The 26,288-nt window shown below is 72.7% G+C and carries 24 protein-coding genes and 1 riboswitch; of the genes, 15 read left to right on the top strand and 9 right to left on the bottom strand.

Annotation, left to right across the window (positions count from 1 at the left end; translation table 11 throughout):
* The first annotated feature begins 42 nt into the window (after positions 1-42).
* Positions 43-249: riboswitch (cobalamin riboswitch) on the top strand.
* Between the two features lie 120 nt (positions 250-369).
* From ACWEN6_RS17235 to ACWEN6_RS17225, 3 genes are all read left to right on the top strand, one after another.
* Positions 370-2,673: a ribonucleoside-diphosphate reductase subunit alpha gene (locus ACWEN6_RS17235; protein WP_452571071.1), complete on the top strand. Its 2,304-nt coding sequence runs from the start codon at positions 370-372 to the stop codon at positions 2,671-2,673.
* On the top strand, positions 2,673-3,668 hold the full coding sequence (locus ACWEN6_RS17230; protein WP_452571070.1) for a ribonucleotide-diphosphate reductase subunit beta: 996 nt from the start codon (positions 2,673-2,675) through the stop codon (positions 3,666-3,668). Before ACWEN6_RS17235 ends, ACWEN6_RS17230 begins: the two co-directional genes overlap by 1 nt.
* Positions 3,669-3,869: 201 nt before the next feature.
* Positions 3,870-5,006, top strand: a complete 1,137-nt coding sequence (locus tag ACWEN6_RS17225; RefSeq protein WP_452571069.1) for a mechanosensitive ion channel family protein — start codon at positions 3,870-3,872, stop codon at positions 5,004-5,006.
* Here the strand turns inward: ACWEN6_RS17225 and ACWEN6_RS17220 are convergent.
* Positions 4,986-6,572 carry a pentapeptide repeat-containing protein gene (locus tag ACWEN6_RS17220; RefSeq protein ID WP_452571068.1) on the bottom strand — a complete coding sequence of 529 codons (1,587 nt, stop codon included), beginning with the start codon at positions 6,570-6,572 and terminating at the stop codon, positions 4,986-4,988. The two genes, ACWEN6_RS17225 and ACWEN6_RS17220, sit on opposite strands and share 21 nt — an antisense overlap.
* 199 nt (positions 6,573-6,771) lie before the next feature.
* Here ACWEN6_RS17220 and ACWEN6_RS17215 point away from each other — a divergent pair, with 199 nt between their 5' ends.
* Together ACWEN6_RS17215 and ACWEN6_RS17210 are read left to right on the top strand one after the other, a co-directional pair.
* On the top strand, positions 6,772-6,900 hold the full coding sequence (locus ACWEN6_RS17215; protein ID WP_354849000.1) for a hypothetical protein: 129 nt from the start codon (positions 6,772-6,774) through the stop codon (positions 6,898-6,900).
* A 533-nt stretch (positions 6,901-7,433) separates the two neighbouring features.
* Positions 7,434-7,562: a hypothetical protein gene (locus ACWEN6_RS17210; protein WP_354849000.1), complete on the top strand. Its 129-nt coding sequence runs from the start codon at positions 7,434-7,436 to the stop codon at positions 7,560-7,562.
* A 355-nt stretch (positions 7,563-7,917) separates the two neighbouring features.
* On the opposite strand, the gene ACWEN6_RS17205 is transcribed toward ACWEN6_RS17210, so the two are convergent.
* Together ACWEN6_RS17205 and glgC are read right to left on the bottom strand one after the other, a co-directional pair.
* Entirely contained in the window at positions 7,918-8,226 is a 309-nt protein-coding gene (locus tag ACWEN6_RS17205) for a DUF5709 domain-containing protein (RefSeq protein ID WP_452571067.1), read from the bottom strand.
* Positions 8,227-8,380: 154 nt separating this feature from the next.
* Positions 8,381-9,616 (bottom strand): glucose-1-phosphate adenylyltransferase, encoded by a 1,236-nt coding sequence (gene glgC / locus ACWEN6_RS17200; RefSeq protein WP_452571066.1) that lies wholly within the window; start codon positions 9,614-9,616, stop codon positions 8,381-8,383.
* A 68-nt stretch (positions 9,617-9,684) separates the two neighbouring features.
* Between glgC and glgA the strand changes: the two genes are divergently transcribed.
* A complete protein-coding gene (gene glgA, locus ACWEN6_RS17195) occupies positions 9,685-10,860 on the top strand; it encodes a glycogen synthase (protein ID WP_452571065.1) in 1,176 nt (391 codons plus the stop codon).
* A 153-nt stretch (positions 10,861-11,013) separates the two neighbouring features.
* Here the strand turns inward: glgA and ACWEN6_RS17190 are convergent, their stop codons facing one another.
* The 4 genes from ACWEN6_RS17190 to ACWEN6_RS17175 all read right to left on the bottom strand — a co-directional run bounded on the left by ACWEN6_RS17190 (position 11,014) and on the right by ACWEN6_RS17175 (position 15,316).
* A complete protein-coding gene (locus ACWEN6_RS17190; protein ID WP_452571064.1) occupies positions 11,014-11,307 on the bottom strand; it encodes an ATP-binding protein in 294 nt (97 codons plus the stop codon).
* Positions 11,308-11,487: 180 nt separating this feature from the next.
* Positions 11,488-12,687 carry an ROK family transcriptional regulator gene (locus ACWEN6_RS17185; RefSeq protein WP_452571063.1) on the bottom strand — a complete coding sequence of 400 codons (1,200 nt, stop codon included), beginning with the start codon at positions 12,685-12,687 and terminating at the stop codon, positions 11,488-11,490.
* 362 nt (positions 12,688-13,049) lie between these two features.
* Positions 13,050-13,721, bottom strand: a complete 672-nt coding sequence (locus tag ACWEN6_RS17180; RefSeq protein WP_452571062.1) for a response regulator — start codon at positions 13,719-13,721, stop codon at positions 13,050-13,052.
* Complete coding sequence (locus tag ACWEN6_RS17175) at positions 13,718-15,316, bottom strand: sensor histidine kinase (RefSeq protein ID WP_452571061.1); 1,599 nt, start codon at positions 15,314-15,316, stop codon at positions 13,718-13,720. Before ACWEN6_RS17175 ends, ACWEN6_RS17180 begins: the two co-directional genes overlap by 4 nt.
* Positions 15,317-15,591: 275 nt before the next feature.
* Here ACWEN6_RS17175 and ACWEN6_RS17170 point away from each other — a divergent pair, with 275 nt between their 5' ends.
* The 7 genes from ACWEN6_RS17170 to ACWEN6_RS17140 all read left to right on the top strand — a co-directional run bounded on the left by ACWEN6_RS17170 (position 15,592) and on the right by ACWEN6_RS17140 (position 21,775).
* On the top strand, positions 15,592-16,485 hold the full coding sequence (locus tag ACWEN6_RS17170; protein WP_452571060.1) for an ABC transporter ATP-binding protein: 894 nt from the start codon (positions 15,592-15,594) through the stop codon (positions 16,483-16,485).
* Positions 16,482-17,549, top strand: a complete 1,068-nt coding sequence (locus ACWEN6_RS17165; RefSeq protein ID WP_452571059.1) for an ABC transporter permease — start codon at positions 16,482-16,484, stop codon at positions 17,547-17,549. Before ACWEN6_RS17170 ends, ACWEN6_RS17165 begins: the two co-directional genes overlap by 4 nt.
* On the top strand, positions 17,546-18,964 hold the full coding sequence (locus ACWEN6_RS17160) for a S41 family peptidase (protein WP_452571058.1): 1,419 nt from the start codon (positions 17,546-17,548) through the stop codon (positions 18,962-18,964). The genes ACWEN6_RS17165 and ACWEN6_RS17160 overlap by 4 nt, the downstream gene beginning before the upstream one ends.
* A 14-nt stretch (positions 18,965-18,978) precedes the next feature.
* Entirely contained in the window at positions 18,979-20,157 is a 1,179-nt protein-coding gene (locus tag ACWEN6_RS17155; protein WP_452571057.1) for an alpha/beta hydrolase family protein, read from the top strand.
* Positions 20,158-20,458: 301 nt separating this feature from the next.
* Entirely contained in the window at positions 20,459-21,151 is a 693-nt protein-coding gene (gene pgeF, locus ACWEN6_RS17150) for a peptidoglycan editing factor PgeF (protein ID WP_452571219.1), read from the top strand.
* Between the two features lie 49 nt (positions 21,152-21,200).
* Positions 21,201-21,404 carry an Arc family DNA-binding protein gene (locus ACWEN6_RS17145; RefSeq protein WP_452571056.1) on the top strand — a complete coding sequence of 68 codons (204 nt, stop codon included), beginning with the start codon at positions 21,201-21,203 and terminating at the stop codon, positions 21,402-21,404.
* Positions 21,401-21,775: a type II toxin-antitoxin system death-on-curing family toxin gene (locus ACWEN6_RS17140; RefSeq protein ID WP_452571055.1), complete on the top strand. Its 375-nt coding sequence runs from the start codon at positions 21,401-21,403 to the stop codon at positions 21,773-21,775. The genes ACWEN6_RS17145 and ACWEN6_RS17140 overlap by 4 nt, the downstream gene beginning before the upstream one ends.
* 59 nt (positions 21,776-21,834) lie before the next feature.
* On the opposite strand, the gene ACWEN6_RS17135 is transcribed toward ACWEN6_RS17140, so the two are convergent.
* Complete coding sequence (locus ACWEN6_RS17135; RefSeq protein WP_452571054.1) at positions 21,835-23,211, bottom strand: acyltransferase family protein; 1,377 nt, start codon at positions 23,209-23,211, stop codon at positions 21,835-21,837.
* A 355-nt stretch (positions 23,212-23,566) separates the two neighbouring features.
* On the opposite strand from ACWEN6_RS17135, the gene ACWEN6_RS17130 reads away from it, so the two are divergent.
* The gene (locus ACWEN6_RS17130) at positions 23,567-24,814 is read left to right on the top strand and encodes a sensor histidine kinase (protein ID WP_452571053.1); all 1,248 of its coding nucleotides are present in this window, start codon (positions 23,567-23,569) and stop codon (positions 24,812-24,814) included.
* Entirely contained in the window at positions 24,805-25,452 is a 648-nt protein-coding gene (locus tag ACWEN6_RS17125; protein ID WP_452571052.1) for a response regulator, read from the top strand. Before ACWEN6_RS17130 ends, ACWEN6_RS17125 begins: the two co-directional genes overlap by 10 nt.
* Positions 25,453-25,503: 51 nt before the next feature.
* On the opposite strand, the gene ACWEN6_RS17120 is transcribed toward ACWEN6_RS17125, so the two are convergent.
* Positions 25,504-26,250 carry an N-acetyltransferase family protein gene (locus tag ACWEN6_RS17120; protein WP_452571051.1) on the bottom strand — a complete coding sequence of 249 codons (747 nt, stop codon included), beginning with the start codon at positions 26,248-26,250 and terminating at the stop codon, positions 25,504-25,506.
* Positions 26,251-26,288: the final 38 nt, after the last annotated feature.

Here is a 26,288-nt window from a genome sequence, read left to right as displayed (position 1 = left end):
ACACAACTTGTGGGGGTGGTTGCGCTCGGGGCCACTAGATGTAGGATCCTGATCGTCGCTGGTTCGCCCCCTGGGGTGACGTGAGAGGGAACCCGGTGCGATTCCGGGGCTGCCCCGCAGCGGTGAGCGGGAACGAAAGCCGTCATGTGAGCACTGGGCCGCGATAGTCGGCGGCCTGGGAAGCGACGGCTGGTAGGCATGTGCCAGGCGCCCGCGAGCCCGAAGACCTGCCGGTGACGCTGGAGTCGTCCAGGCCTCGAGGGTGGGCCGCGTGACGGGGTCGTCCGGCGTGCCCGCAGGGTGCCGCTCACCGGACGTGCGCCGCCGCGTGCCCTCGTACGGGGATTCGAGCGCACGAGGAGAGAGCACGTGACCCTGACACGCGATTTGCCGCCGTCCCACTCGCGGGAGGACGACGGTGGCGGAGGCGGGCGGCGGGCGGCGGACCGGCGCCTGGCCATCGAGGAGGCGGCCGCGCGGGTCATCGCCGACCCGGCCAACTCCCGGGTCGCGGCGCGTCTGCTGGCCGAGGAGATCGCCGAGGAGACCGCCGCGCACGGCGTGCGGTCGTTCTCGCAGTCGGTCGCCGCCACGCACGAGGCCGGCCTGGTGCAGGACGCCCTCGCGGAGTTCGTGCGCGCCAACGCCGCCGAGCTGGACGCGCTCGTCGACCCCGAGGGGGACGCCCGGTTCGAGTACTTCGGGCTGCGCACCGTCTACGACCGCTACCTGCTGCGCCACCCGGTCACCCGCGGCGTGCTGGAGGCGCCGCAGCACTTCTTCCTGCGCGTGGCGTGCGGCCTGGCCGACAGCGTCGCCGAGGCGGGCGAGCTGTACCGGCTGATCTCGACGCTGTCGTACCTGCCCAGCTCGCCGACACTGTTCAACTCCGGCGCCCGGCGCCCGCAGCTGTCGTCGTGCTTCCTGCTCGACTCCCCGCGCGATGAGCTGGAGGCCATCTACGAGCGGTACGGGCAGGTGGCGCGGCTGTCGAAGTACGCCGGCGGCATCGGCATCTCCTGGACCCGCGTCCGGTCGCGCGGCTCGCTGATCCGGGGCACGAACGGGCACTCCAACGGCATCGTGCCGTGGCTGCGGACGCTGGACGCCAGCGTCGCGGCGGTCAACCAGGGCGGCCGGCGCAAGGGCGCGGCCTGCGTCTACCTGGAGCCGTGGCACGCCGACGTCGAGGAGTTCCTCGAACTGCGCGACAACACCGGCGAGGACGCCCGCCGCACCCACAACCTCAACCTGGCCAACTGGATCCCCGACGAGTTCATGCGCCGCGTCGAGGCCGACGGCACCTGGTCGCTGTTCGACCCCAAGGACGTCCCCGAGCTGGTCGACCTGTGGGGCGAGGAGTTCGACCGCGCCTACCGGGCGGCCGAGGCCGCCGGCCGGCACGTGCGTCAGCTGCCGGCCCGCACGCTGTACGGCCGCATGATGCGCACGCTCGCCCAGACGGGCAACGGCTGGATGACCTTCAAGGACGCCGCCAACCGGGCCTCCAACCAGACCGCGCACCCGCAGAACGTCATCCACCTGTCCAACCTGTGCACCGAGATCCTGGAGGTCACCAGCGACGCCGAGACCGCGGTGTGCAACCTCGGCTCGGTCAACCTGGCCGCCCACCTGGTGGACGGCGAGGTCGACTGGGCGCGGCTGCGGGCGACGGTGGCGACGGCGGTGCGCTTCCTGGACAGGTCCATCGACCGGGGGTTCTACCCGACGCCCGAGGCGGAGGCGGCCAACCGCCGCTGGCGCCCGATCGGCCTCGGCGTGATGGGCCTGGCCGATGTGTTCTTCGCGGCCCGCCTGCCGTTCGACTCGCCCGAGGCGCTGGCGCTGTCCACCCGGATCGCCGAGGAGATGGCCCTGGCCGCCTACGGCGCCTCGGCCGCCCTGGCCGCCGGCCACGGCGCGCACCCGTCCTACGCCGACACCCGCGCCGCCGGGGGAGTGCTGCACCTGGACCACTTCCCGCAGGCGACCCCGGCCCACCCGCAGGAGTGGGAGGCGCTGCGCGCGAGGATCGCCGAGACGGGCCTGCGCAACTCGCTGCTGCTGGCCGTGGCGCCCACGGCGACGATCGCCTCGATCGCGGGCTGCTACGAGTGCGTCGAGCCGCAGGTGTCCAACGTGTTCAAACGCGAGACGCTGTCCGGGGAGTTCCTGCAGGTCAACCGCTATCTGGTGCGCGACCTGCGGCAGCGCGGGCTGTGGACGCCCGAGATGAGGGACGCCGTCAAGCGCGCCGACGGGTCGGTGCAGGAGATCGCGCAGATCCCCGAGGACCTCAGGCGGCTGTACCGCACGGCCTGGGAGCTGCCGCAGAAGGCGCTGATCGACCTGGCCGCCGCGCGCCAGCCGTACATCGACCAGTCGCAGTCGCTGAACCTGTTCATGGCCGCTCCCACCATCGGCAAGCTCTCCTCGATGTACGCCTACGCCTGGCGGGCCGGGCTGAAGACGACCTACTACCTGCGCTCGCGCCCGGCCACCCGGATCGCGCAGGCCACCGTCGCCGCCCAGGCGCCCGCCGCGGCCCCGCGCCCCGGCGCGCCGGCGTTCCCACCCGCGTCCCTACCCGCGTCCGGGCCCGTTCAGGCGCTCGACCAGGACGCCGTCGCCTGCTCCCTTGAGAACCCCGAGATCTGCGAGGCCTGCCAGTGATGCTGCTCGACCCCGGCATGGACCTGACCCTGCGCCCGATGCGCTACCCCGAGTTCTACGAGCGCTACCGGACCGCCATCCGCAACACCTGGACGGTCGAGGAGGTGGACCTGCAGTCCGACCTGGCCGACCTGGCCGAGCTGAGCGCGGGCGAGCGTCATCTGATCAACCGGCTGGTGGCGTTCTTCGCCACCGGCGACTCGATCGTGGCCAACAACCTGGTGCTCAACCTGTACCAGCACCTCAACGCGCCCGAGGCCCGGCTCTACCTGTCGCGGCAGCTGTTCGAGGAGGCCGTGCACGTCCAGTTCTACCTGACGCTGCTGGACACCTACCTGCCCGACCACGACGAGCGGGCCAAGGCGTTCGCCGCCGTCGAGCACATCCCCTCCATCCGCGACAAGGCCGAGTTCTGCTTCCGCTGGATCGACTCGATCAACGCGCTCCAGCGCCTGTCGACCCGGCGGGACCGGCGGGCGTTCCTGCTCAACCTCATCTGCTTCGCCGCCTGCATCGAGGGGCTGTTCTTCTACGGCGCCTTCGCCTACGTGTACTGGCTGCGCTCGCGGGGCCTGCTCGGCGGGCTGGCCACCGGGACCAACTGGGTGTTCCGCGACGAGTCCATGCACATGGAGTTCGCCTTCTCGGTGGTCGACACGGTGCGCGCGGAGGAGCCGGACCTGTTCGACGACGAGCTCGGCGCCCAGGTGACCCGGATGATCGAGGAGGCGGTGGCCGCCGAGCTGGCCTTCGCCCGCGACCTGTGCGGCGACGGCCTGGCGGGGATGAGCGCGGAGCGGATGCGCGAGTACCTGGAGTACGTCGCCGACCGCCGGCTGGCGCGGCTCGGCCTGCCGGAGCGGTACGGGACGGCCAACCCGTTCGCGTTCATGGAGTTCCAGGACGTGCAGGAGCTGGCCAACTTCTTCGAGCGCAGGGTGTCGGCCTACCAGGTGGCGGTGGAGGGCACCGTGAGCCTGGACGAGGTGTTCTGACGGCTCCCGGAGCGCCGTGTCACCGTGCGGCGGGACCTCGTGTGAGGTTTATCACCCCGTTGCGGGTGGTTTCCGGGTCAAAGTCTGGTTAAGGATCGCCGGAGCCGGTCCGGGCCCTGGTGAAAGCCGAGGGCGCCGGACCGGTCCGCCGGCGCCCGGCCGGTGCGACAGTGGGGGAAACCGGAGAAGGGGATGCCGCCCGTGTCATCGGCAGTGAACTGGATCGTCCTGGTCGTCGTCGTCCTGGCGGCGCTCGTCGCCGTCGAGCTACTGCGCCGCGTGCTGCGGTCGCACAGGGTCAACGGCCGCTTCTCCCTGGCCGGGCCGGTCGTCGAGCGGTGCACGTGGCCGGGCTTCGCCACCGCCGCCGTGGTCGCGTTCAACACGGTCTACGCGCCGGGGATGTCCGGCAGGTCGTTCGAGTTCGCGGTGCAGCAGACCGTCACCGTCCTGCTGATCGCCTGCGTGGCCTGGCTGGTCATCCAGGCCGCCTACGCGGTGACCGACGTGGTGCTGGCCAGGCTCAACGGCGTCGAGGGCATCGGCAACCGCAGGGCCCGCCGCATCCGCACGCAGATCACCCTGGTCCGCCGGGTGGCGGCCGCGGTCATCATCGTCGTCTCCGCCGGGGCGATGCTGTTCAGCTTCCCCGCCGTCCGCGCGCTCGGCGCCGGTCTCCTGGCCTCGGCGGGCATCGCCGGCGTGGTGGCCGGCATCGCCGCCCAGTCCACGCTCAGCAACCTGATCGCCGGACTGCAGCTCGCCTTCAGCGACGCCATCAGGCTCGACGACGCCGTGGTCGTGGACGGAGAGTGGGGCCGCATCGAGGAGCTGACCCTGACCTACGTCGTCGTGCGGCTGTGGGACGAGCGCCGGCTGATCCTGCCGGTGTCCTACTTCACCTCCACGCCGTTCGAGAACTGGACCCGCTACGAGAGCCGCGTCGTCGGGCACGTCATGTTCTACGTCGACTGGACGGTGCCCGTCGACGAGCTGCGGGCCGAGCTGTACCGGTGCCTGCGCGAGCACCCGCTGTGGGACCAGAAGGACTGGACCCTCCAGGTGACCGACGTCCAGGCCAACGGCCTGGTGGAACTGCGCGCGCTCATGAGCGCCTCCGACGCGCCGAGCGTGTGGGACCTCAAGTGCGACGTCCGCGAGCACCTGGTCGCCTACATCCGCGAGAACCACCCCCAGGCGATGCCGCGCCTGCGCGTCGAGGACGCCCCCGCCGCCGCCCCGGCGCCCCGGAAGGCGGGGACGTCCGTGCGGCCCGGCGTCCCCGGACAGGCCGTCCAGGACGGTCGCGAGCCCCGGTCAGGGATTGGACGGGCGTAGGACGCGGGTGCCGCCGGCGATCAGCGCCGTGGCGAGGATCCACCCCGAGGCGATCAGGATGTTGGCCAGCCACTGCGTCCAGCCCACCGGCTCCCAGGCGCCGCGCAGCTCGAAGACGCTCACCGGCACCAGCAGGTCCAGGGTGTAGGGGAAGGGGTGGAACACCCGCCGCTCGTCCAGGCCGACCTGGGAGGGCGGATGGGTGGCGAAGACCGCGGTGCCGGCGGCCAGCAGGACGGCGAACCACACCCCGGCCAGCCACGGCCGGTACCCGTACCCGACGATCAGGTCCAGCAGCAGCCCGGCCAGGCGCCCGGTGAGGCCGATCGTCGAGCGGCGCGCCCGCTGCTTGGCCAGCAGCACCCGGCGCGCCTCCTGCTCGTGGCCGATCCTGCGGTACCAGGCGGCCAGGTGCTCGTACGGCTGCGGCCGGTAGCCGCCCGGGTCGCGGCTCACCCAGGTCAGCCGGTCGGCCAGCCGGGCCTCTCCGCGCAGCGACTCGTAGGCGAACCCGTTCAGGTGCACGTGGCCGGGATAGGCCCGGGGATGGTCGAGCAGGACGCCCACGCGCGAGTAGCCGAGGTTGACCTCACCCTCCATCGAGGCCGGCGTCAGGATCAGCTCGTCGACCTGCATGTGGCTCAGGTGCAGCGCGCGGCCCTGCGCGCTCACCACGGACTGGTCGAACGACAGCACCCCGGTCACCCGGGCGCCGCGCAGCCGCACGGTGCCCTCGGCGGTGAAGCCCGCGCTGAACTCCACACTGCTGGCCTGCATGTGGTCGGCGTAGACGGCGTGGCCGCCGGTCCCCTTGATCACGGCGCGCTGGAGGTACAGGCCGCTGTTGAACTTGGCGCCGATGAGCCGCAGGCCGCCGACGGTGCGGATGTCGCGGCAGAAGGCGCCGCCTTCCACGGTCAGCCCGCCGGCCCACAGCGCCCAGTGGTTCTGGTCCCAGCCCCGCTCCCGCTTCTCGGCGTCGCTGAACGGCCGGCGGACGTCCTCCAGGTAGCTCTCGGAGGGCCGGTGGCTCTGCGGGCCGCTCTGGTCGAGGTCGGGGGCCATCAGGCGGGCCCGCGCCAGCCGGAGCTGGCCGGTGACGTGGGCGTTGTCCAGCCGCACCCCGGCGTGGACGGTGGAGGAGTCCAATTCCAGCAGGCCGTCCACCGTGCAGCGGGCGGCGCGGATGCGGTGGATGTCGCAGCCGCGGAAGCGCATGCCCTTGGTGGTGGCGTCGGTCAGGGACACCGTGCCGGACAGGTGGCAGTTCAGCAGGTGGAGCTTGCTGGTGAGCGTCGCGTCGGACAGGTTGAGCATCCCGGTGATGCGAGCCCCGGCGAGCCGCAGCCCGGCCACCTGGCCGGGCTTGGCGGGACGGGCGCCGAGCATCAGGGCGGTCACCAGTCCGGCCCGCACGGTGCGCTCGGGCCCCCACGCGCCACCACAGGCCGGGTCGTCGCGGGCGGGGTCGCCGGTGCGCAGATCGACCCATGCCCCGGAGGGATACGCCTCCCACACCTGGCGTTCCGCCGCCGTCAGCCGCCAGAGCGAGCGTGATCTCAGCACCCGGGGACTGTAGCGCGGCCGGACGCCCGAATCGCACCGATCCGGCAGATCGTCCGGGACCTGGCGGTGGAGAGGTGGCAGGAAACGGCCACGGGCGTGCAGCTTGCTGCCGCCGAATCGTCTGGTCCGGGGGGCATGAATGTCGGAGAGTTGTTCGTGCAAGGACAAAACGAAAACACTCCGGAAAAGAGTAAAAGAAATGACCTCCACCGCTTTCTCCGCCGCCACCGCGACCCGTTCCGCCGGCACCACCTGGGACGCCGCCTCGCGCACCGCGGGCACCACCTGGGACGGTTACTCCCGCACCGCCGGAACCACCTGGGACTGACGATGTACACCGCCCGGATAACACGTCCCGTCCGTTGACATCCCGCTGAGAAACCCATCCCGACAGAAACGACCGGCGGCACCGCCCGCCGACGACACAGAGAAGAAACACCCTGCCAGTACGAACGGACCATCGGTCCGCGACGACGGCGGGAAAATCAGAGAGAACCCGGCCGGCACCGGATATGGGAATTCCCCTCGGCCCGGCCGACCGGATGCGACCCCCGGCGACGCGAGCGGCTCCCCGCTCCGCCCCGCAGCCCGTGGCCCCGTCGCCCGAGACGCCTTCCCCCTCCCCGCGCCACCCCCTCCGCGCCAGCGCGTTCCCTCGGCGCGCCCGCGTCCGGCCTCCTCGCCGGCGGCTCCCGTCAGGAGCGCCGGCGGCCCGGCCGGCACGCGCGCCGCCCGATGGCAGGAAGCGGTCACGGCCGTGCAGCTTGCTGCCGCCGAATCGTCTGGCCCGGGAGCCGTGAATGCCGGAGAGTTGTTCGTGCAAGGACAAAACGAAAAGCCCTCGAGAAAAGAGAGAACCAAATGACCTCCACCGCTTTCTCCGCCGCCACCGCCACCCGTTCCGCCGGCACCACCTGGGACGCCGCCTCGCGCACCGCGGGCACCACGTGGGACGGTTACTCCCGCACCGCCGGAACCACCTGGGACTGACCGGCGACCGAATTCACGACAGAAAGACGATCGCCCCGCCGAAAGCCCCGGGAGAGAATGACCGCGACTCGGCACCCCGAAAGGCCTTACCCGGCCGGTACCGCAGAATCACCGCCGGCGACCCGGTTCCACCGCCGCGAATATGGCGGCCCGGACGCCGATCGCACGATATAAGCGGAAAAATATGACGACGAAAAGAGCCGTGAAGCGCACCGGCTCCCGCCGTCAGCCCCGTGACCGACGGGGCCGCCCTCCCGTCGCAAGCCCCTCGGGCCCCTCGCGCCCGTCGCAAGCCCCCTCGGCCCGCGCCCCGTCACAGCCTCCTCGGGCCCCATCGCGTCCCCGTAGCGGCCGCTCAGTCGCGTTCGATGTGCATGGCGCGTTCCTCGGCGGAGAAGTCGCCGCCGTCCGCGCCGACCTCCGAGGCGTACTCCTCGGACTCCTCGTCGGAGTGGGCGCCCTCGTCCGGCGCCACGAAGCGGTACTCCTCGCGCGGCACATGGGCGCGTTCGGGGGCCTCCTGCCACAACCGGCGCGAGATGCCGTCCCGGTCGGCCGGATCGTCGCCCACGATCTCGTGACCGATGGGGAGGTTGTCGGTCCACTCCTCGATCTCGGTCAGCTGCTCGTCGTCGCCCATGTCGTCGGGGCCGCGTCCGGTCATGTCTCCGCCCTACCTATATGGTGCGATGGCCCGCTCACGCGCTGCCATGAAATCACTCGCCATAGGCAAGATATCGGGACACACCGGACGCCCCGTACGCCGCACCCCGGCCGTAGGCGACGCGCCTTCCCCGGTCCGGCGCACCGCGCGCGGATCAGCGCTCGACCACCTCGTTCTTGCCGATCACCACCACGCCCTCCCGCGTCACCGCGAAGCGGGAGCGGTCGAACTCCAGATCCAGGCCGATGCGGGCGCCGTCGGGGATCACCACGTTCTTGTCGATGATGGCCCGGCGAACGATCGCCCCCCGGCCGACCTTGACGCTCCCCATGAGCACCGAGTCCTCCACCAGGGAGTGGGAGTGCAGCACCACGCCCGGCGACAGGATCGAGCGCACGGCGGTGGCGCCTGAGACGATCACGCCCGGCGAGACCAGCGAGTCGATGGCGTGCCCGACGCGGTCGCCGTCGTTGTGGACGAACTTGGCCGGCGGCAGCGGGTCGTGCCCGGTGTAGATCGGCCAGCGGTCGTTGTAGAGGTTGAACACCGGGTGCACCGACACCAGGTCCATGTGCGCATCGTAGTAGGCGTCCAGGGTTCCGACGTCCCGCCAGTAGCCGCGGTCGCGCTCGGTGGAGCCCGGGACGGTGTTGTGGGCGAAGTCGTAGACCTCGGCGCCGCCGGACTTGACGAACATGGGGATGATGTTGCCGCCCAGGTCGTGCTTGCTGCTCGGGTCGAGGGCGTCCTCCCTGAGCGCGTCGATCATCGCCTGGGTCTTGAAGATGTAGTTGCCCATGGAGGCGTAGACCTGGTCGGGGGCGTCCGGCAGGCCGATGGCGTCGGTGGGCTTCTCACGGAAGGCCACGATCCGGTGCCCGGCGGGGTCGGTCTCGATCACCCCGAACTGGTCGGCGAGCGCCAGTGGCTGGCGGATGGCGGCGACCGTGACGTCGGCGCCCGAGTCGATGTGCTGCTCCACCATCTGCCGCGGGTCCATGCGGTAGATGTGGTCGGCCCCGAAGACGATGCAGTGCTCGGGCAGCTCGTCGTAGATCAGATTCAGGTTCTGGAACAGCGCGTCCGCCGAACCGGCGAACCAGCGGGGCCCGAGCCGCTGCTGTGCGGGCACCGGGGTGACGTAGTTGCCGAGCATCGTCGACATGCGCCAGGTGCGGGTGACGTGGCGGTCGAGGCTGTGGCTCTTGTACTGGGTCAGGACGACGATCTTGAGGTAGCCACCGTTCGTCAGGTTCGACAGTACGAAGTCGACCAGCCGGTAGATCCCTCCGAAGGGCACCGCCGGCTTGGCCCGGTCGGCCGTGAGCGGCATCAGCCGCTTCCCCTCGCCACCGGCCAGCACGATCGCGAGGATTTTGGGCGTCGTCATAGCACCGACGTTACCCGGCTTTACCCAGCTAAACCCGACGAAACACCCTGGACCACTAAGGTTTACGCATGCGCGTCGATCTGCTGAGCCGTGAGTACCCGCCCGAGGTGTACGGCGGTGCCGGAGTCCATGTCGAATACCTCGCCAGAGAACTGCGGAGTCTGCTGGACGTGCGGGTGCGCTGCTTCGGCGCGCGTCGCGAGGAGGGCGGCGTCGACGCCTACGGCGTCCCCGGCGGCCTCGCGTCCGCCAACCCGGCCCTGCAGGTGCTCGGCGTGGACCTGGAGATGGCCGCCGCATGCGAGGGCGCGGACGTCGTGCACAGCCACACCTGGTACGCCAACTTCGCCGGGCACGTCGCCAAGCTGCTGTACGGGGTGCCGCACGTGGTCACCACCCACAGCCTGGAGCCGCTGCGCCCGTGGAAGGCCGAGCAACTCGGCGGCGGCTACGCCCTGTCCGGCTTCGCCGAGCGCACGGCGCTGCTGAACGCCGACGTGGTCATCGCGGTGTCGGAGGGCATGCGGCGCGACGTCCTCGCCTGCTACCCGGAGATCGCGCCCGAGCGGGTGACCGTCGTCCACAACGGCATCGACACCCAGGAGTACGCCCCCGACCACGGCACCGACGTCCTGCTCGCGCACGGCATCGACCCCTCCAGGCCCTACGTCGTCTTCGTCGGGCGCATCACCCGCCAGAAGGGGCTGGCCCACCTGCTGCGCGCGGCCCGCTCGCTGCCGCCGCAGGCCCAGCTCGTCCTGTGCGCCGGAGCCCCCGACACCCCCGAGATCGCGGCGGAGGTGACCGGGCTGGTCGAGGAACTGCGCGCGAGCAGGTCGGGCGTCGTGTGGATTTCTCAGATGCTCCCCAGGCCGCAGGTCATCCAGATCCTCACCCGCGCCGCCGTGTTCGTCTGCCCCTCGGTCTACGAGCCGATGGGCATCGTCAACCTGGAGGCCATGGCCTGCGAGACCGCCGTGGTGGCCACCGCGACCGGCGGCATTCCCGAGGTCGTCGCCGACGGCGAGACCGGCCTGCTCGTCCCCATCGAACAGGGCGCCGACGGCGAGCCGCTCGACCCGGCCGCGTTCGCGGACGCCATCGCCGCCCGGGTGACCCGGCTCCTGGACGACCCGTCCCTCGCCGCCGCCATGGGCCAGGCCGGCCGCCGCCGCGCCGTCGACCACTTCAGCTGGCCCGCCATAGCCACCCGCACCCAGGCCCTCTACCAATCCCTGAAGTGACCCGCCCTCGGTCCGACCGCCCACACCGGGCCCGGCTCAGGTGAGCCGGGCCCAGTGCCCGAAAACGGTGCCTCCGGCGCAGCCTTCCTGAAGGCGACCCTCGCCCTGCCCGAGGCCCGCCGCCGCGCGGGTGACGGACCGCGATGTAGCCGGTCACGCCTTGATCTCGAACCAGACTGTGCGGTGTGCGCCGGTCTGTTCCCATCCCCATGCCGATGACAGCTCACGGACCAGGCACAGGCCACGGCCGCCCTCACTCAGGAGATCGACCTGAGCCGGAACCTGGGGGACGCTCTCAGCCGACCCCTCGTCGACCACTTCCACCCGCACCCTCTCGCCGTCGTCGCACACCCGCAGCCGCACCACACCGCCTCGCCCGCGGCCCGACTCCGAATGCTTCACCGCGTTGGCCACCAGCTCGCCGGCCGGCAGTTCGACGTCGTCCACCTCGCGACGCCCGGCTAGCGACCATGGCCGACGACCCCGGCCCCCGCAGGTCTCCCACCGCAGGCTTCGGGCGTGAGCTGGCCATCTGCGGTTACCTGGAAGACGATGCATTTGCGGGCGAGGCCGCGGTCGGCACCTTCTTGAAGGCCTCAGCCCGCCTTCAAGCGGACCGGACGAGGCTCACGGTGCTGTGGAAGCGAGTGCGTCCAACGGGTCGGCCAGGACGCGGGAGAAAGCGAGTTCCGCCGCGCCGACCAATGGGGCGTCATCGCGCAGCATCGAGGTGCGCAACCTCACCCCCCGGGAGACGGGCAGGACACTGGCCGCCACGCGCGCGTGGACCTGGGGTGCCGCACCCTGGTAGATGTCGCCGAGTGTGCCGCCGAAGACGACGACTCCGGGATTGAAGAGGTTGATCAGGTTGACCACGCCGATCCCGAGCCAGTCGCCGACACGGTCCAAGGCCTTGCGGGCGGCCTCGTCACCGTTCTCGGCCGCTTCCACGACGGCTCGTACGCCATCTCGCCCGCCCGGCCCGCTAGTGCGTCCGGACGCCTCCAGCAGCGCCGCCTCGCCCACTTCTGCCTCCAGGCAGCCGCGCGAACCGCAGTTGCAGGAACGGCCGCCAAAGGGATTAACGATCATGTGCCCGAGTTCGGCGCCGTAGCCGTCATCGCCGCCCAGCAGCCTGCCGCCCACGATGATGCCACCACCCACCCCGACATCCCCATGCAGGTAGACAAGATTTTGGTGGCCGATGCCCGCTCCGCGTTCATGCTCGGCCAGCGCGCCCAGGTGGGCTTCGTTGCCGACTGCCACGGGCTGCCCCAGCCGCTGGCTGAGCGCGGGCGCGAAATCCAGGTCGGTCCAGCCCACGTTGGGAGCCAGGAGCACCATCCCGTCGGCGGCCCTGACCAAACCGCAGTACGATGTGCCGACCCCGAGGCACCTCGCGCTCCGGGGCGCCACGTCCACGAGCGCGCGGCCGAACCCGGCCAGGACACCGACCACCTCGTCGAGATCGGCATGCCTGCTTCGCCGCCGGGGCGCCTCCTTGCGCTCCAGTACCAGACCGCCGAGCCCGACCCTGGCGGCGACCAGCCGATCCACCGCCACATCGAAAGCCAGCACATACCACCGGCCGCTCTCAGGCCGCACCACCAGCGACGGCCGACCCGCCCGACCCGTCGTACCCGAAGCCTCCTCACGCACCAGACCCGCAGCCGTGAGCTGCGTGGCCAGCGCCAGGATCGTGCTGCGGTTCAGGCCCAGCCGGTTCGCCAGCGCCGCACGCGAGATCGGCCCTGCCAGATGCACCTGCCGCAGCACCGCCCCGAGATGGTGTCTGCGGATTTCCTCCTGTGGAGTGTCGCCCTTCACGGCACTAGTGGTGCCATCACCGGCATCACGTACCGGACCCACCGGCGTGACCCCGACGCTTCATCGCTCATGAACCCCGACGCTACCGGTCGCGACCGAGATTCTTTCCCTCAACGTCGAAGACCTCGACCTCGACAACCGCCGCGCCCCCCTGCGATCCAAGGGCGGCGATGTCGAATGGGTCTACGGGACACGGGCACCGCCCGCCTGCTGCCCCGCCTGCTGCCCCGCCTGCTGCGGCTCCCGGACGGCAACCCCGATGGGCCCGCCCGTACCCGCGGCCCGCTGTTCCCGGCCAGCGCCGCCCCGTCCCCGCCCGTGGCCACGCATGACCGGCGTCCTCGGCGACCGCCCCCGGCGGGTCAGGTGGGGTCGCCGGGGGAGATGAGGCCGGTTTCGTAGGCGACGACCACGGCCTGGACGCGGTCGCGCAGACCAAGTTTGGACAGGACGCGGGCGACGTGGGTCTTCACCGTGGCCACGCTGAGGGTCAGCCGGTCGGCGAGTTCGGCGTTGCTGAGGCCGGTGGCGAGCAGGCGCAGCACGTCCAGTTCCCGGGGCGTGAGCTGGGAGAGGTCGCGGTGGAGGGCGGGCCGCACGGTGTCGCGGCGGGCGAAACGTTCGACCAGGCGGCGGGTGATGGTGGGCGCGAGCAGCGCGTCGCCGGAGCGCACCAGCCGCACCGCGGCCACCAGGTGCTCGGGGGTGACGTCCTTGAGCAGGAACCCGCTCGCTCCCGCGGCGAGCGCCGCGTACACGTAGTGGTCGAGGTCGTAGGTGGTCAGGATCAGTACGCGGGTGTCCTCGACGCCGCCGGCGAGGATCCGCCGGGTGGCTTCGAGGCCGTCCATCCGCGGCATCCGGATGTCCATGAGCACGACGTCGGGCCTGGTGCGGCGGACCGCGGCGATGGCCTCGTCCCCGTCGGCGGCCTCGGCCGCCACCTCGATGCCGTCGGCGGCGAGGATCATGCGGAATCCGGTGCGCACCAGTGCCTGATCGTCGGCGATGACGGCGCGCAGTCGGCCGGTCATGCGGTCCTCCAGGGGACGCGGGCCCTGATCGTGAACCCGCCCCCGGCCATGTGCCCGGCGTCCAGGGTCCCGCCGTAGACGGCGAGCCGCTCGCGCAGCCCGATCAGCCCCCTGCCGCCGCCGGTCCGCGGTCCGGCGGTCCGCGCTCCGCCGGTGTCGGTCACCTCTATCTCCAGCCAGTCGCCGTCATGGCCGATCGTCACGGCCGCGGCGGCGCCGGCCGCGTGCTTGATCGTGTTGGTGAGGGCCTCCTGTACGACGCGGTAGGCGGCCAGGTCGACGCCGGGCGGCAGCGGCCCGGGCGGCGACCCCGTGACGCGCACCGGCACTCCGGCGGCGCGGACGCGTTCCACCAGGGCGTCGAGCTGGTCGAGCCCCGGCTGCGGCGCGAGCCCGTCGGCGGGCCCGTCGAGGCGGTCGCCGCCCGGGCCGGCGAGCAGGCCCATGAGATGGCGCAGCTCGGACATGGCGGCGCGGCCGCCCGACTCGATCGCGAGCAGAGCCTGCTTCGACTGTTCCGGCTCGGCGTCCATCACCTTGCGCGCCGCGCCCGCCTGGATCACCATCACGCTGACATTGTGGGTCACCACGTCGTGGAGCTCGGCGGCGATCCGGGACCGCTCCTCGGCGACGGCCCTGCGCATGGCCTCCGCCTGCGTCTGCCGCAGCTCGGCGAACCGGTGGTGGCTCGCTCCGAGCCGTCGCCGCCAGTAACGGACGAAGCTCCCGACGACGCCGACGCTCAGCAGGACGACGAACGGTCCCATCCAGTTCGGCAGCTCGGGCGTGACGTCCCGGAAGGCGCCACCGGCGAGCCCCGCCGCGAGCACGAGGCCCCCCATCGCCAGGACCCGGTTGCGGCCGTGGGCGGCGGCGGCGTACGCGGCGACGGCGCAGGTCAGCACCGTGATCAGGGTGGCGTACGAGTGGGTGGCCTGCGCCGCGGCCAGCACCACCCAGAAGGTGAGTAGCGGGTAGCGGCGCCGCAGGGCCAGCGGTAACGCCGTCATCGCCACCAGGAACGCGGGCGGCCCGTCGGGCGGAGGATGGACGGTCGCGATGCCGGACCGGTGGCAGGAGAGCCGTGACGGGCCGTCGGGCGTGACGCCGGACCGGTGGCAGGAGAGTGGGGACGCGCCGTCGGGCGCGACGCCGGCCGGCCGGCCGGAGAGTCGGGACGGATCGTCGGGCACCACGCCGCCCAACGGGCCGTCGGGCGCGGCGCCATGAAAGAGGGGCCGGCCGGTCGCGGCATCGGGAGCCCAGGGGGGATCGGGAGCCGAGGGGGGATCGGGAGGCGCGGGGGGATCGGGAGGCGCGGGGGGATCGGGGGCCGGCGGGTGGGCGCCGGCGGGTCCGAGCCGCAGGAACTCGACCACTTGGGCCTGGTCCTCGCCGGAGCCGAGCACGGGATGACCCGCCGACGCGGCGACCGCGGCGACCGCCAGAAGGAGGGCGATCACCACGTCGGCGGCGAAGGCCGCGCGAGACGGCTTCGGGAGCCGCCCGCCACGCCGGTCCTGGTCGTCCTCGTCCAGCGGGCCGCCCGGGTCGAGCACCTGCCGCCACCACGGCGGTCGTTCACCGGTTTCCACCGGCACATTGTCACGCCTGCCCGTCCCCGCCGCATCGGCCGTCGTGACGGGGCTCACGGTCCAGGGGAGTACATCGCAGGGATGACCTGGCGGCCCTTCGTTCTCGGGAGCTACGCGATCTCGGTACGGCGGCCGACGCGCTCTGGCATGGGTGATCCCTAGTTTCGTTCCCGCCATCCCGCCGCGCCGTCCGGAGCCGGGGTTGCCGCCGGGGGCCGGCGAAGGCATCGAGGCCCTTTCACCATCATCCTTCCGACCACTAGAGGGGACATAGCATGACCGCTGCCTTGGAGGCCCAGGCGCTGGGCAGGAAGTACGGCAGGCGCTGGGCGCTGCGCGAGTGCACCATCGACATCCCGGCGGGCCACGTCGTGGGGCTGGTGGGCCCCAACGGAGCCGGTAAGACGACGCTGCTGAAGCTGGCCGGCGGCCAGCTCGAACCGAGCACGGGCGGCATCGTCGTGCTCGGCGGCCGGCCCGGGGACACGCCCGAGCAGCTCGCCAAGGTCGGGTTCGTCGCCCAGGACACCCCCGTCTACGCGCGCCTGACCGTCGCCGACCACCTGCGGCTCGGGGCGCGGCTCAACCCCCGCTGGGACGGCGCCATGGCACGGGAGCGCGTCGCGCGGCTGGGGCTCGCCCCGAACCAGCGGGCGGGCAGGTTGTCGGGCGGTCAGCGCGCCCAGCTCGCCCTCACCCTCGGACTGGGCAAGCGGCCCGAGCTGCTGATCCTGGACGAGCCGGTCGCCTCGCTCGACCCCCTGGCCCGCCGCGAGTTCCTGCAGGGGCTGACGGAGGCCGCCGCGGCGCACGGGCTGAGCGTGGTGCTCTCCTCCCACCTGGTCTCCGACCTGGAACGCGTCTGCGACTACCTGATCGTGCTCGTCGACTCCCGCGTACGGCTGGCCGGAGAGGTGGAGCCGTTACTGGCCGCCCATCGCCGGCTCACCGGCCCGCGCCGCGACCCCGGCGGGCACCCCGCCGGCGCGCATGTGGTCTCCGTCCGCCACACCGAGCGGGAGAGCACGTACGTGGTCCGCGCCGACGACGCCCTGATGCACGACCCCGGCTGGACGGTCTCCCAGCTCAGTCTGGAGGACCTGGTCCTGGCCTATATGGATCAGCGCACCGAAGCCGACGGTCCGGTCGCCCTGGAGGTGCGGCGATGATCTGGCTGACCTGGCGCCAGTTCCGCGGCTCGGCCACGACGATGGCCGCCGTACTCGTGGTCATCACCGTCGCACTGGCCCTGACCGGCCCGAAACTGGCCTCCGACTACGCCGCCGGGATCGCCGACTGCACCCCGGACAACACCTGCCTGGACTTCTTCGACCGGTTCTTCGGCGAGTACGACACCCTCTTCCTGGCTCTGACGATGGTCGTGCTGATTCTGCCGGCGCTGGCCGGGCTGTTCTGGGGGGCGCCGCTGATCACCCGCGAGCTGGAGGCGGGCACCCACCTGCTGGTGTGGAACCAGAGCATCACCCGCGGCCGGTGGCTGGCGGTCAAGCTCGGGCTCATGGGCCTTTCGGCCATGGCCGCCGCCTGCCTCTGCGGCCTGGTGGTGACCTGGTGGTCGGCCCCGTTGGACAAGTCGGCCGTCCCGGAGATGGCGCAGATGGCTCCCGTGGTGTTCGGCGCGCGAGGCATCGCCCCGATGGGATACGCGGCCTTCGCCTTCGTCCTGGGGGTGACCGTGGGCATGCTGGTGCGCCGCACGCTGCCCGCCATGGCCCTCACCCTGGCCGCCTTCGTCGCGATCCAGATAGCGATGCCGCTGCTGGTGCGCCCGCACCTGATGCCCCCCGTCGCCGGGACCTTCGAGCTCGGCCGGGAGAACGTGGACGGCTTCGGCGCCCCGAAGGGCGGATCCCTGCAGGTCTTCCTGAGGACGTCGGCCGTTCCCGGCCACGCGGGCGCCTGGGTCCTGTCCAGCGAACTGGTGGATAAGACCGGACGCGTGATCTCCAGCGGAGACGGAGGCCCGGGATCGTCGACGACGGTCGCGCGGGGGGTCCCGGTCTCCACGACGACGGGACCCTGCTCGCCGCAGGGAGCGATGGCGGGAGGGTGCACGGCCGAGATCAACCGCCTGGGCTTCCGGCAGCGGGCGACCTACCACCCCCTCGAGCGCTTCTGGCCCTTCCAGTGGATCGAGACCGGGATCTACGCCCTGCTCACCCTCGGCCTCACAGGGTTCTGCTTCCGGTGGATCCGCAGGCGCGTGTCATGACGCCGGTGAGGACCGCGGCGGCCGGGCTCGCCCTTCTCCTGGCGGCGGCCTGCACCGCCCCCGCGCCGCCGCGCCGCGAGGCGGGCACGGCGGCCGGTACGGTGTGCGCGCCGCCCCACGGCCCGGCGGAGGCGGAGACGCCCACCACGATCGAGGTCGTGCGACAGGCGTACTTCTGCATCCTCGGCAACTACTACGGCGGCGCCACGCTGGACGCCCGGTCGCTGCTGACCGCCGGATTCGCCGCCCTGACGCGGCAGCTCGACCGCGACGGACGCGACATGCCCGAGGCGGCCATGCCCGCGCTGACCGGTGACCGCCGGGCCGACTGGACGGCCTTCGAGGCCGCCTTCCGCACGATCACCGACCGGGCGCCCGGCCTGCGCGACAAGCTGGCCGCCGTCACCCTCCAGGCCATCGTGGCCGCCCTGGGCGACGACCACGCCCGCTGGACGCACCAGGACGGCCGGCCGCCCGGCTACTACGACGGCGACGGCTACGGCCTGGGTCTGGAGGCCAACGTCGGCGGCCCGCAGGCGGACACCGAGCCGGGCACCGCCCTGGCCCCGCTGTTCGTCACCGCCGTGCCGGGCGGCGCGGCGCGGGCCGCCGGGCTCCGTCCCGGCGACCTCATCGAGTCGATCAACGGCTCGGCGCCCTTCGTCGACGGCGAGGGCACGCGCGCCATCGCCGCCCTCTACCCCAGGTACCCGCAGGCGCGGCCGGTGCGGCTGGAGTTGCTGCGGCAGAGCACCGGCCGCCGCTGGAGCGTGACGCTCAAGCCCGGCCTCTTCCCGCGGGACCCGGCCGCTCTGCGGGTGGTGCGGTCGAAGCGGCTGGACGACGACATCGCCTACGTGCGGATGACCGGCTTCGATCCCGACTCCGCGAACCGGGTGCTGCGGGAGATCACCAGGCTGCGCGCCGGCCGGACGCTGTCCGGTGTCGTGCTGGACCTGCGCGGCAACGGCGGCGGCAGCCCCTCGGAGGCGACCCGGCTGCTGAGCGCCTTCGTCCACGGCGCTGACACCGCCTACCAGTGCACCGCCGAGGGCACGTGCCAGGCCGCGCCGACCGACGACACCGTCGAACTGCTCCACCTGCCGCTGGTGGTGCTCACCGACCGGGGCTGCGCCTCGGCGTGCGAGCACTTCAGCTCCGCGGTCAAGGACCTGCGGCTCGGCCGGCTGGTCGGCACCAGAACCGCCGGCGTGATCTCCGGCCCGGCGCGGGGATACCTGCTCGCCGACAACACCATTCTGAGTTTCCCCGCCAAGCACCACCTGGGGCCCCGCCGCGAGGTCATCGACCGCATCGGCGTGCCGCCCGACCACTACGTGCCCCTGACCCCGAAGGACGCGGCCGCCGGACGCGACCCCGCCCTGGCCAAGGCCCTGACCCTGCTGCACACATGAGGATGGACCTCGCCATGAGACAGCTCCTGGCCCTCGCCGCGGGACTCGCCGTCCTGGCCACGTCCGCCTGCTCCGCGCCCGCGCCGCCCAGAGCCGACGCCCCGCGGGCCACGCCGTCCGGCCCCGCCGCCCTGCCCGCTCCCACCGGCCCCCATCCGGTGGGCACCACCGTCCTGCACCTGACCGACACCTCCCGCCCCGATCCCTGGAATCCCGACGCCGGCGCCAGAGAGCTCAAGGTCACCCTGTGGTACCCGGCCAGGCGGCGCGACGGGCCGCGCGCGCCCTACATGACGGCCAAGGAAGCAGAACTGCTCCTGAGGGGCTCGGGGATGTCGACCGCGCCGTACGATCTGCTGAGCAGGACGCGGACCAACGCCGTCCAGGACGCCGAACCCGAGGGGCGAAGGCTCCCGCTGGTGGTGCTCTCACCCGGCTTCACCAAGCCGATGAGCACCCTCACCTCCCTGGCCGAGGACCTCGCCGGCCGAGGCTATGTCGTGGCCGGCATAGACCACACCTACGAAAGCTACGTGACCACGCTGTCCGGCGGCCGGGTCGCCGAATGCCTGGCCTGCGACAGCAACACCGACCCCGGTTTCGGCACGGGGGTGGTCCAGGGCCGGGCCGCCGACGTCTCCTTCGTCCTTGACCAGTTGACCTCCACGTGGCGGCACTCCGGCCTGATCGACCGCGGGAGGATCGCGATGGTCGGCCAGTCGATCGGCGGAGCCGCCGCCGTGGCGGCCATGGTGAAGGACCCGCGCGTACGCGCCGGAATCGACATGGACGGCACGAGCTACGCCCGGATCCCCAAGAGCGGCCTCTCCCGGCCGTTCATGTTCATGGGATCGCGCGAGCACGTCCCGGGCGGCCGTGACACCTCCTGGGACCGTGACTGGAAGCTGCTGACCGGGTGGAAGCGCTGGCTCGTGCTGCCGGACGCCGAACACCAGTCCTTCACCGACATCCCGTTGCTGGCAGAGGTCATCGGCCTGCAACCTCTCCCCGGCATGCTGCCCGCCGCCCGTGGGGCGGAGCTCACCCGCACGTACGTGGCCGCCTTTCTCGACCAGCACCTGAAGTCGCGGCGCCGGCCCCTCCTCGACAAAGCGTCCTCGCGCTATCCCGAGGTCACGTTCCGCGCGTCCTCCATCCCACGGCCGTCGCCGCGGCGGCATGCCCGGCCTTGACGCCTGGGCGGGGTGGTCACCGGTGGAAGACGCCGAGCATCAGGCAGACCAGGAGCAGGACCCCGCCGGCGATGAGCAGGGCGATGGGCAGTGAAGGGACATCCACGTCGTCGGCTCCCGGTCGTAGTGCGGTCCGTCCCCGGCGCACCGGCGCCGGGCAGATGCAAAGGTAGATCAGCGCCGCCCGCCAGGTGGGCGAAACGGAACAGAACCATGATCGCGACGGTGCGCACGGGCGCAGGGCCGGTCGATCGAAGGCACTGAGTAAGCTGGCGTGGTGCTTGCGATCGACCGGGTGCGGATGGCGTTCACCGACCGTCACGGGGGCGTCAGCGCCGGGCCGTACGACACCAGGAACCTCGGCGGCGCGGTCGGCGACGATCCGGCGGCGGTGGCGCGCAACCGCGCCCTGACCGCCGGGGAGTTCGGCCTCGACCCGGGCGCCGTGGTGTTCATGCGGCAGGTCCACAGCCCGGACGTCGCCTACGTGACCGAGCCGTTCGCGCAGCAGCCGCCCGCCCTGGACGGCGTCTGCACCGACCGCCCCGGTCTCGGCCTGGCCGTGCTGGTCGCCGACTGCGCGCCGGTTCTGCTCGCCGACCCGGCGCGCGGCCTGGTCGGCGCGGCCCACTCGGGACGGGCCGGCACGGTCGCCGGGGTGGTGCCGGCGCTGGTCGCCGCGATGCGCGCCCGCGGCGCCGGCGACCTGGTCGCCCTGGTCGGCCCGATGGCGTGCGGCGCCTGCTACGAGGTGCCGGGGGAGATGCGCGCCGAGGTGGCAGAGGAACTGCCGGAGGCCTGGGCGGTCACCCGCGAGGGCACTCCGGCGCTGGACCTGCGCGCCGCCATCGCCGCCCAGCTCAAGCGGGCCGGCGTCGCCGACGTCCGGCACGACCCCCGCTGCACCATCGAGACCGGCGACCTGTACTCCTACCGCAGAGAGCACGTCACCGGCAGATTCGCCGGCTACGTGTGGCTGACGCCCGCCCCCTGACCCCACACCCGCCACGGCGAGTGGTACCAGAAAGTGGTACCGTCCTGTCATGGCTGAGACACGGCTCCGGCTGCCGGACGAGATCTACGAGCAGATCAAGCAGATCGCCGGTGATGACGCGCAGAGCGTCAATTCGGCCATGGTGGCCGCGATCGAGGAGTACATCGCTCGCAGGAAGAGGGAACGCTACCGGGCGATGGGCCGGAAGATCGCCGAGCGAGACCGGGAGCTGCTCGACCGGCTCGCACGATGACGGTCTTTCCGATCACCGATGACCTTCTCGCCCTGGCGGAGGCGGTGCTGCCGGTGGTCCAGGTGCGCGATGGCGGTCAGCTGCACGCCGCGGTGCTGCGCCCGCAGACCACCGCGTTCGGTGACGACGCCTATCCGGATCTGTGGGAGAAGGCGGCGGCCCTGATGCAGAGCATCCTCATCGGGCATCCGCTGGTCGACGGCAACAAGCGGCTCGGCTGGTCGGCGGCGGTCGCCTTCCTGGAGGACAACGGGGAGCTCCTGGAGTACCAGGACGTCGACGAGGCGGAGCGACTGGTGATAGCCGTGACGACCGGGGAGCTGCAGGACATCCCCGACCTGGTGCGGCGGCTCCGCAAGCTGCGCGCCTGACGACCGCCGAGGCCGGTGGGACGCAGGCACGCGTCCGTTCTGCCCCCGTCTCGGCCGGCTCAGCGGCGCGCCGCCGCGGCGTGGACGGTGGCTGACGGCACGGTTCGCCGGGTGCGCAGTGCCGACGGCGGCATGAGCAGGGCGAGACCGCTGGTGAGGGCGCAGGCGCCGAGCATCGGAAGGGGGCCCGGGACGAAGCCGGCCGCCGTCAGGACGAGCAGCCCGCCGCCGCACAGCGCCGCCGCCGAGACCGGGCGCGCCCATCCGGTCGTCCGGCACGCCATGGCCGGTGGCTCCTCGAAGCGGGCGAACAGGGCGAGCAGCGGGCGCAGGACGAGCAGCAGCGCGCCCAGCCACAGCGGCCACCCGGCCAGCCAGGCGGAGCCGCCCGGGGCGGGGGTGGCCAGGCCGAGCCCGACGACGCTCACGCCCGCGACCACGAACAGCGCGCTCATGTGCCACAGGTACACCGTCATCATCCGTGGGCCCGCCCACGCCATGACGCGCGCGACGGTGGGACGGGACGCCAGCCGCACCAGGCGGGGGCGCAGCAGCATCGCCAGGCCGATCTGTCCGAAGGCCACGGCGAGCAGCGCGGCGGTCGGCGGCGCCATGTTCGAGCTCGCCGCGCCGGGCAGGCCGATCATGCTGCCGGGGTAGGGGCCGAACGCCACCAGCGCCGCCGCCGCGCCGAAGCCGCCCGCCGCCATCAGGCGCACCCCGGCCAGCCGCCCGCTCGCGTACAGGAAGCCGAGCTGGTGCACCGCGAGCCACACCAGGCCGATGTTGAGGTACCCGGCCGGCTCCCAGCAGGTGAAGCGCACCACGTCCACCGCGACCGCCGCCACGGCCAGCGCCGCGGGCACCCGCCACCCGTGCCGCTCGCCCAGGCGCAGCAGCGCCGGGGTCAGCACGACGGCGACCAGGTAGATCGCGAGGAACCAGAGCAGCTGACCGGCCAGGCGCGCGGCCGTCTCCACCGGCTGCGCCGGCAGGCCGAGGGCGAGCAGCAGGTGGGGGAGCGGGATCCACACGGCCACCAGCGGCAGCACCGGCCAGGCCAGGCGGCGCACGCGCCCGGCCAGCCACAGCGGGCCGGCGAGGCCCCGGGCCCGGTGCGCGCGGTGGCTGATCGCGTTGGCGGCCCCTCCGGCGAAGAACACCAGGGGCATCACCTGGGACAGCCAGGTGATCATGAAGGCGCCCGGGGCGGCGAAGGCGTTGCCGGTCGCGATGCGGCCGTGCTCGTAGGACAGGACCGGGATGCTCCAGTGCTCCAGCATCACCACGGCGATGCCGAACAGGCGCAGCAGGTCGATGAACACGTCCCGGCCCGGGCGGCCGTGGCGCGGGGGAGCGGCGGCCGGGCGGACGGCGCCGCCGCCGGTCACCTGGACCGCGGGGAGGGCCGGTGGTCTGCCGAGTAGCGCGGGCACGGCGCACCTCATAACTGTCTGTCGGCGTGGCTGCGGACGAGCGACCGGGACGGCCCCCGAGCCGCCACGGCCGTCAGGTGAGCCGCGGGCCGGGACCGTGGATCCCCATGGGGGGAGGCCGCCCGGATCCTCGGGTGAGAGGACCGGCCGGCCGGGAGCCGGAGGTTCGGCCGGGGCGGGAGCTCCGGGGGGTTTCAGTGAGTTGAGCCTGTCGCGGCGGAGGGGCCGGCGCAGTGACGCGGACCGGTGTTTTCGCGGCCGGGAACGCCACCAAGGACGGTAGGGCCAGCCCTACCAAGGGGACGCCTGCCAACGGGCTGCACCGGGGAGGGCCGTGACTCGTACCTTGGTGGCCATGGGATTCCTCCTCAGGCGGCTCGGCGCCGACACCCGCTACACCCTGCTCGGGCTGCCCCTTGGCGTCGTGAGCTTCGCCATCCTGATCGCCGGGCTCGCGGCCGGCGGCGGGAGCAGCCCGGTGCTGGTCGGCCTGCCGATCCTCGCCGTGACGCTGCTGGTGGCCCGCGGGTTCGCCGACGTCGAGCGGCGCCGGCTGCCGGAGATCCTCGCCCGCCCGGTCGCTCGTCCCCGCTACCCTCGCGCCCCGCGGGGCGCCGGGTGGGTGCGCCGCATGCTGCAGCCGCTGACCAGCGGCCAGTCGTGGCTGGACCTGCTGCACGGCATCCTGGTGTTCCCGATCGCGATCGTCACCTTCGTCGTGACCGTGGTGTGGTGGGCCGTGGCGGCCGGCGGCCTGCTCTACCCCCTCTACGGGTGGATCACCTCCAGGATCCCCGGCGACCGCGAGCTTCCCGAACTGCTGGGGCTCGGCCACGGGTACCTGGTCAACAGCGCGTTCTACCTGGTGATGGGCGCGGTGTTCGGTCTCACCCTGCCGGGCATCATGCGCGGCGTCGCCCTGCTGCGTGCGGGCCTCGGCCGGGCCCTGCTGACCGGCGTGGCCGAGCTGCACGAGCGCATCGACGACCTCACCGAGGGCCGGGCCGCCGCGGTGTCGGCCGAGGCGAGCGCCCTGCGCCGGCTGGAGCGCGACATCCACGACGGGCCGCAGCAGCGCCTGGTGTACCTGGCGATGGAGCTGTCGCGCGCCCAGCGCCAGCTGCAGAAGGACCCGCAGGCCGCGCACGCGACGCTCGCGGAGGCCATCACGGCGACCCGCGAGACGCTGGACGAGCTGCGGGCGCTGTCGCGCGGCATCGCCCCGCCGATCCTGAGCGACCGCGGCCTGGCTCCCGCGCTCGCCGCCCTCGCGGGCCGCTGCACCGTCCCGGTCGACCTGGACGTGCAGACCGTCGAGCGGTACACCGCCGCGGTGGAGAACACCGTGTACTACGTGGCGGCCGAGGCGCTCACCAACATCGCCAAGCACAGCCGGGCCCAGATGTGCACGCTGTCGTTGAACCGCACCGGTGACGCGCTGCTGCTGTCGATCGGCGATGATGGGGTCGGCGGCGCCCATGTCGCCAAGGGGCACGGGCTGGCCGGGCTGGCCGACCGGCTGCGCGCGGTGGACGGCGAGCTGGTCGTGCAGTCCCCGGCCGGCGGCCCCACACTGATCGTCGCGGAGGTGCCGTGCGGGTAGTCGTGGCCGACGACGCCGTCCTCATCCGGTCCGGCCTGGTACGGCTGCTGGAGGAGTTCGGCTGCCAGGTGGTCGCCGAGGCGGGCGACGGCGACGGGCTGGTGCGGGCCGTCGCCGAACACCGTCCGGACGTGTCGGTGGTGGACGTGCGGATGCCGCCGGACTTCACCGACGAGGGCCTGCGCGCCGCGGTCAAGGCCCGCCGCCGGGTGCCGGGCTCGCCGGTGATGATCCTCTCGCAGTACGTCGAGGTGTCCTACGCCGACGACCTGCTCGCCGACGCCCGCGGAGCGGTCGGCTACCTGCTGAAGGACCGCGTGGCCGACGTCGAGGAGTTCATGGACGGGCTGCGCCGGGTGGCCGCGGGCGGGACGGTCTTCGACCCCCAGGTGGTGGCCCAGCTCATGGTGCGCCGCCGCCGTGACGACCCGCTGGCCTCGCTGACCCCGCGAGAGCGCGAGGTGCTGGGCCTGATGGCCGAGGGAAGGTCCAACCCGGCCATCGGCCGCCTGATGGTGATCACCGACGGGGCGGTGGAGAAGCACGTGCGCAGCATCTTCAACAAGCTCGGCCTGCTCGCCGACGACGGCGACCAGCACCGCCGGGTGCTCGCCGTCCTGGCCTTCCTGCGCTCCTGAGGGCCGGCGCTCCGCGCTCGCCGAGCCCGCCCGGGAGGCGGGACGCGACGGTCAGCCGGGGACGATCACGGTGATCGAGGAGGAGATGAGGCGGAAGCCGAGGCGTTCGTACAGGCGGCGCGCCGGGTTGCCGTCGGTGACCGCCAGGCCCAGGGCGGCGAGTCCGTGCAGGGTCGCCAGCGCCAGGGCGCGGCGCAGCATCACGGCGCCGAGCCCCGCGAACTGCGGGCGGGGGTCGCGGAAGACGTCCAGCACCCATGGCCCGCCGAACGGGGGCTCTCCGCGCAGCCGGCCGACCATGACGCCGGCCACCACCCGCTGGTCGTGCAGCAGCAGTCCGCCGCAGGGGAGCAGCGGGCCGTAGGAGGCGCCGGAGAGCAGTGGCGTGAGAGCCCGGCGCAGGACGGTGGCGTCGTCGCCGTGGTCGCGGTCGGGATGGCCGGGCGGGTAGGCCGCGCGCCAGGCCGGGAAGACCTCGGCCGGCGGCACCGCCTCGCAGGCGACGACCCCGTGGCCGGTCTCGGCCCAGCCGGGCGGGGCGGGATCGGCGCGCAGGTCACGGGACAGGACGTGGGCGTGGCGCAGTGGCCGTCCGCCGGCCTCGATCAGCAGCCGGCCGAGCTTCTCGTCGCCGGAGACCACCCAGCCGGGCATATCGCGGAGGATGAGGTCGAGCGCGCCCGGTCCGAGCACCTCCACCAGGTCGGCGTACGGACGTCCCGCGCGGGTGCCCTCGACGTAGCTGAGCACCGGACGGCCGCCGGCGTCGGCGATCGTGCGGCGGCTGAGAGTCTCCACGTGGTCAAACGTTAGAGCGGAGCGCCCTCACCGGCCAC

The organism is Sphaerisporangium sp. NPDC004334 (assembly GCF_053602655.1).
This window is presented reverse-complemented; position numbering and strand designations above follow the sequence as displayed.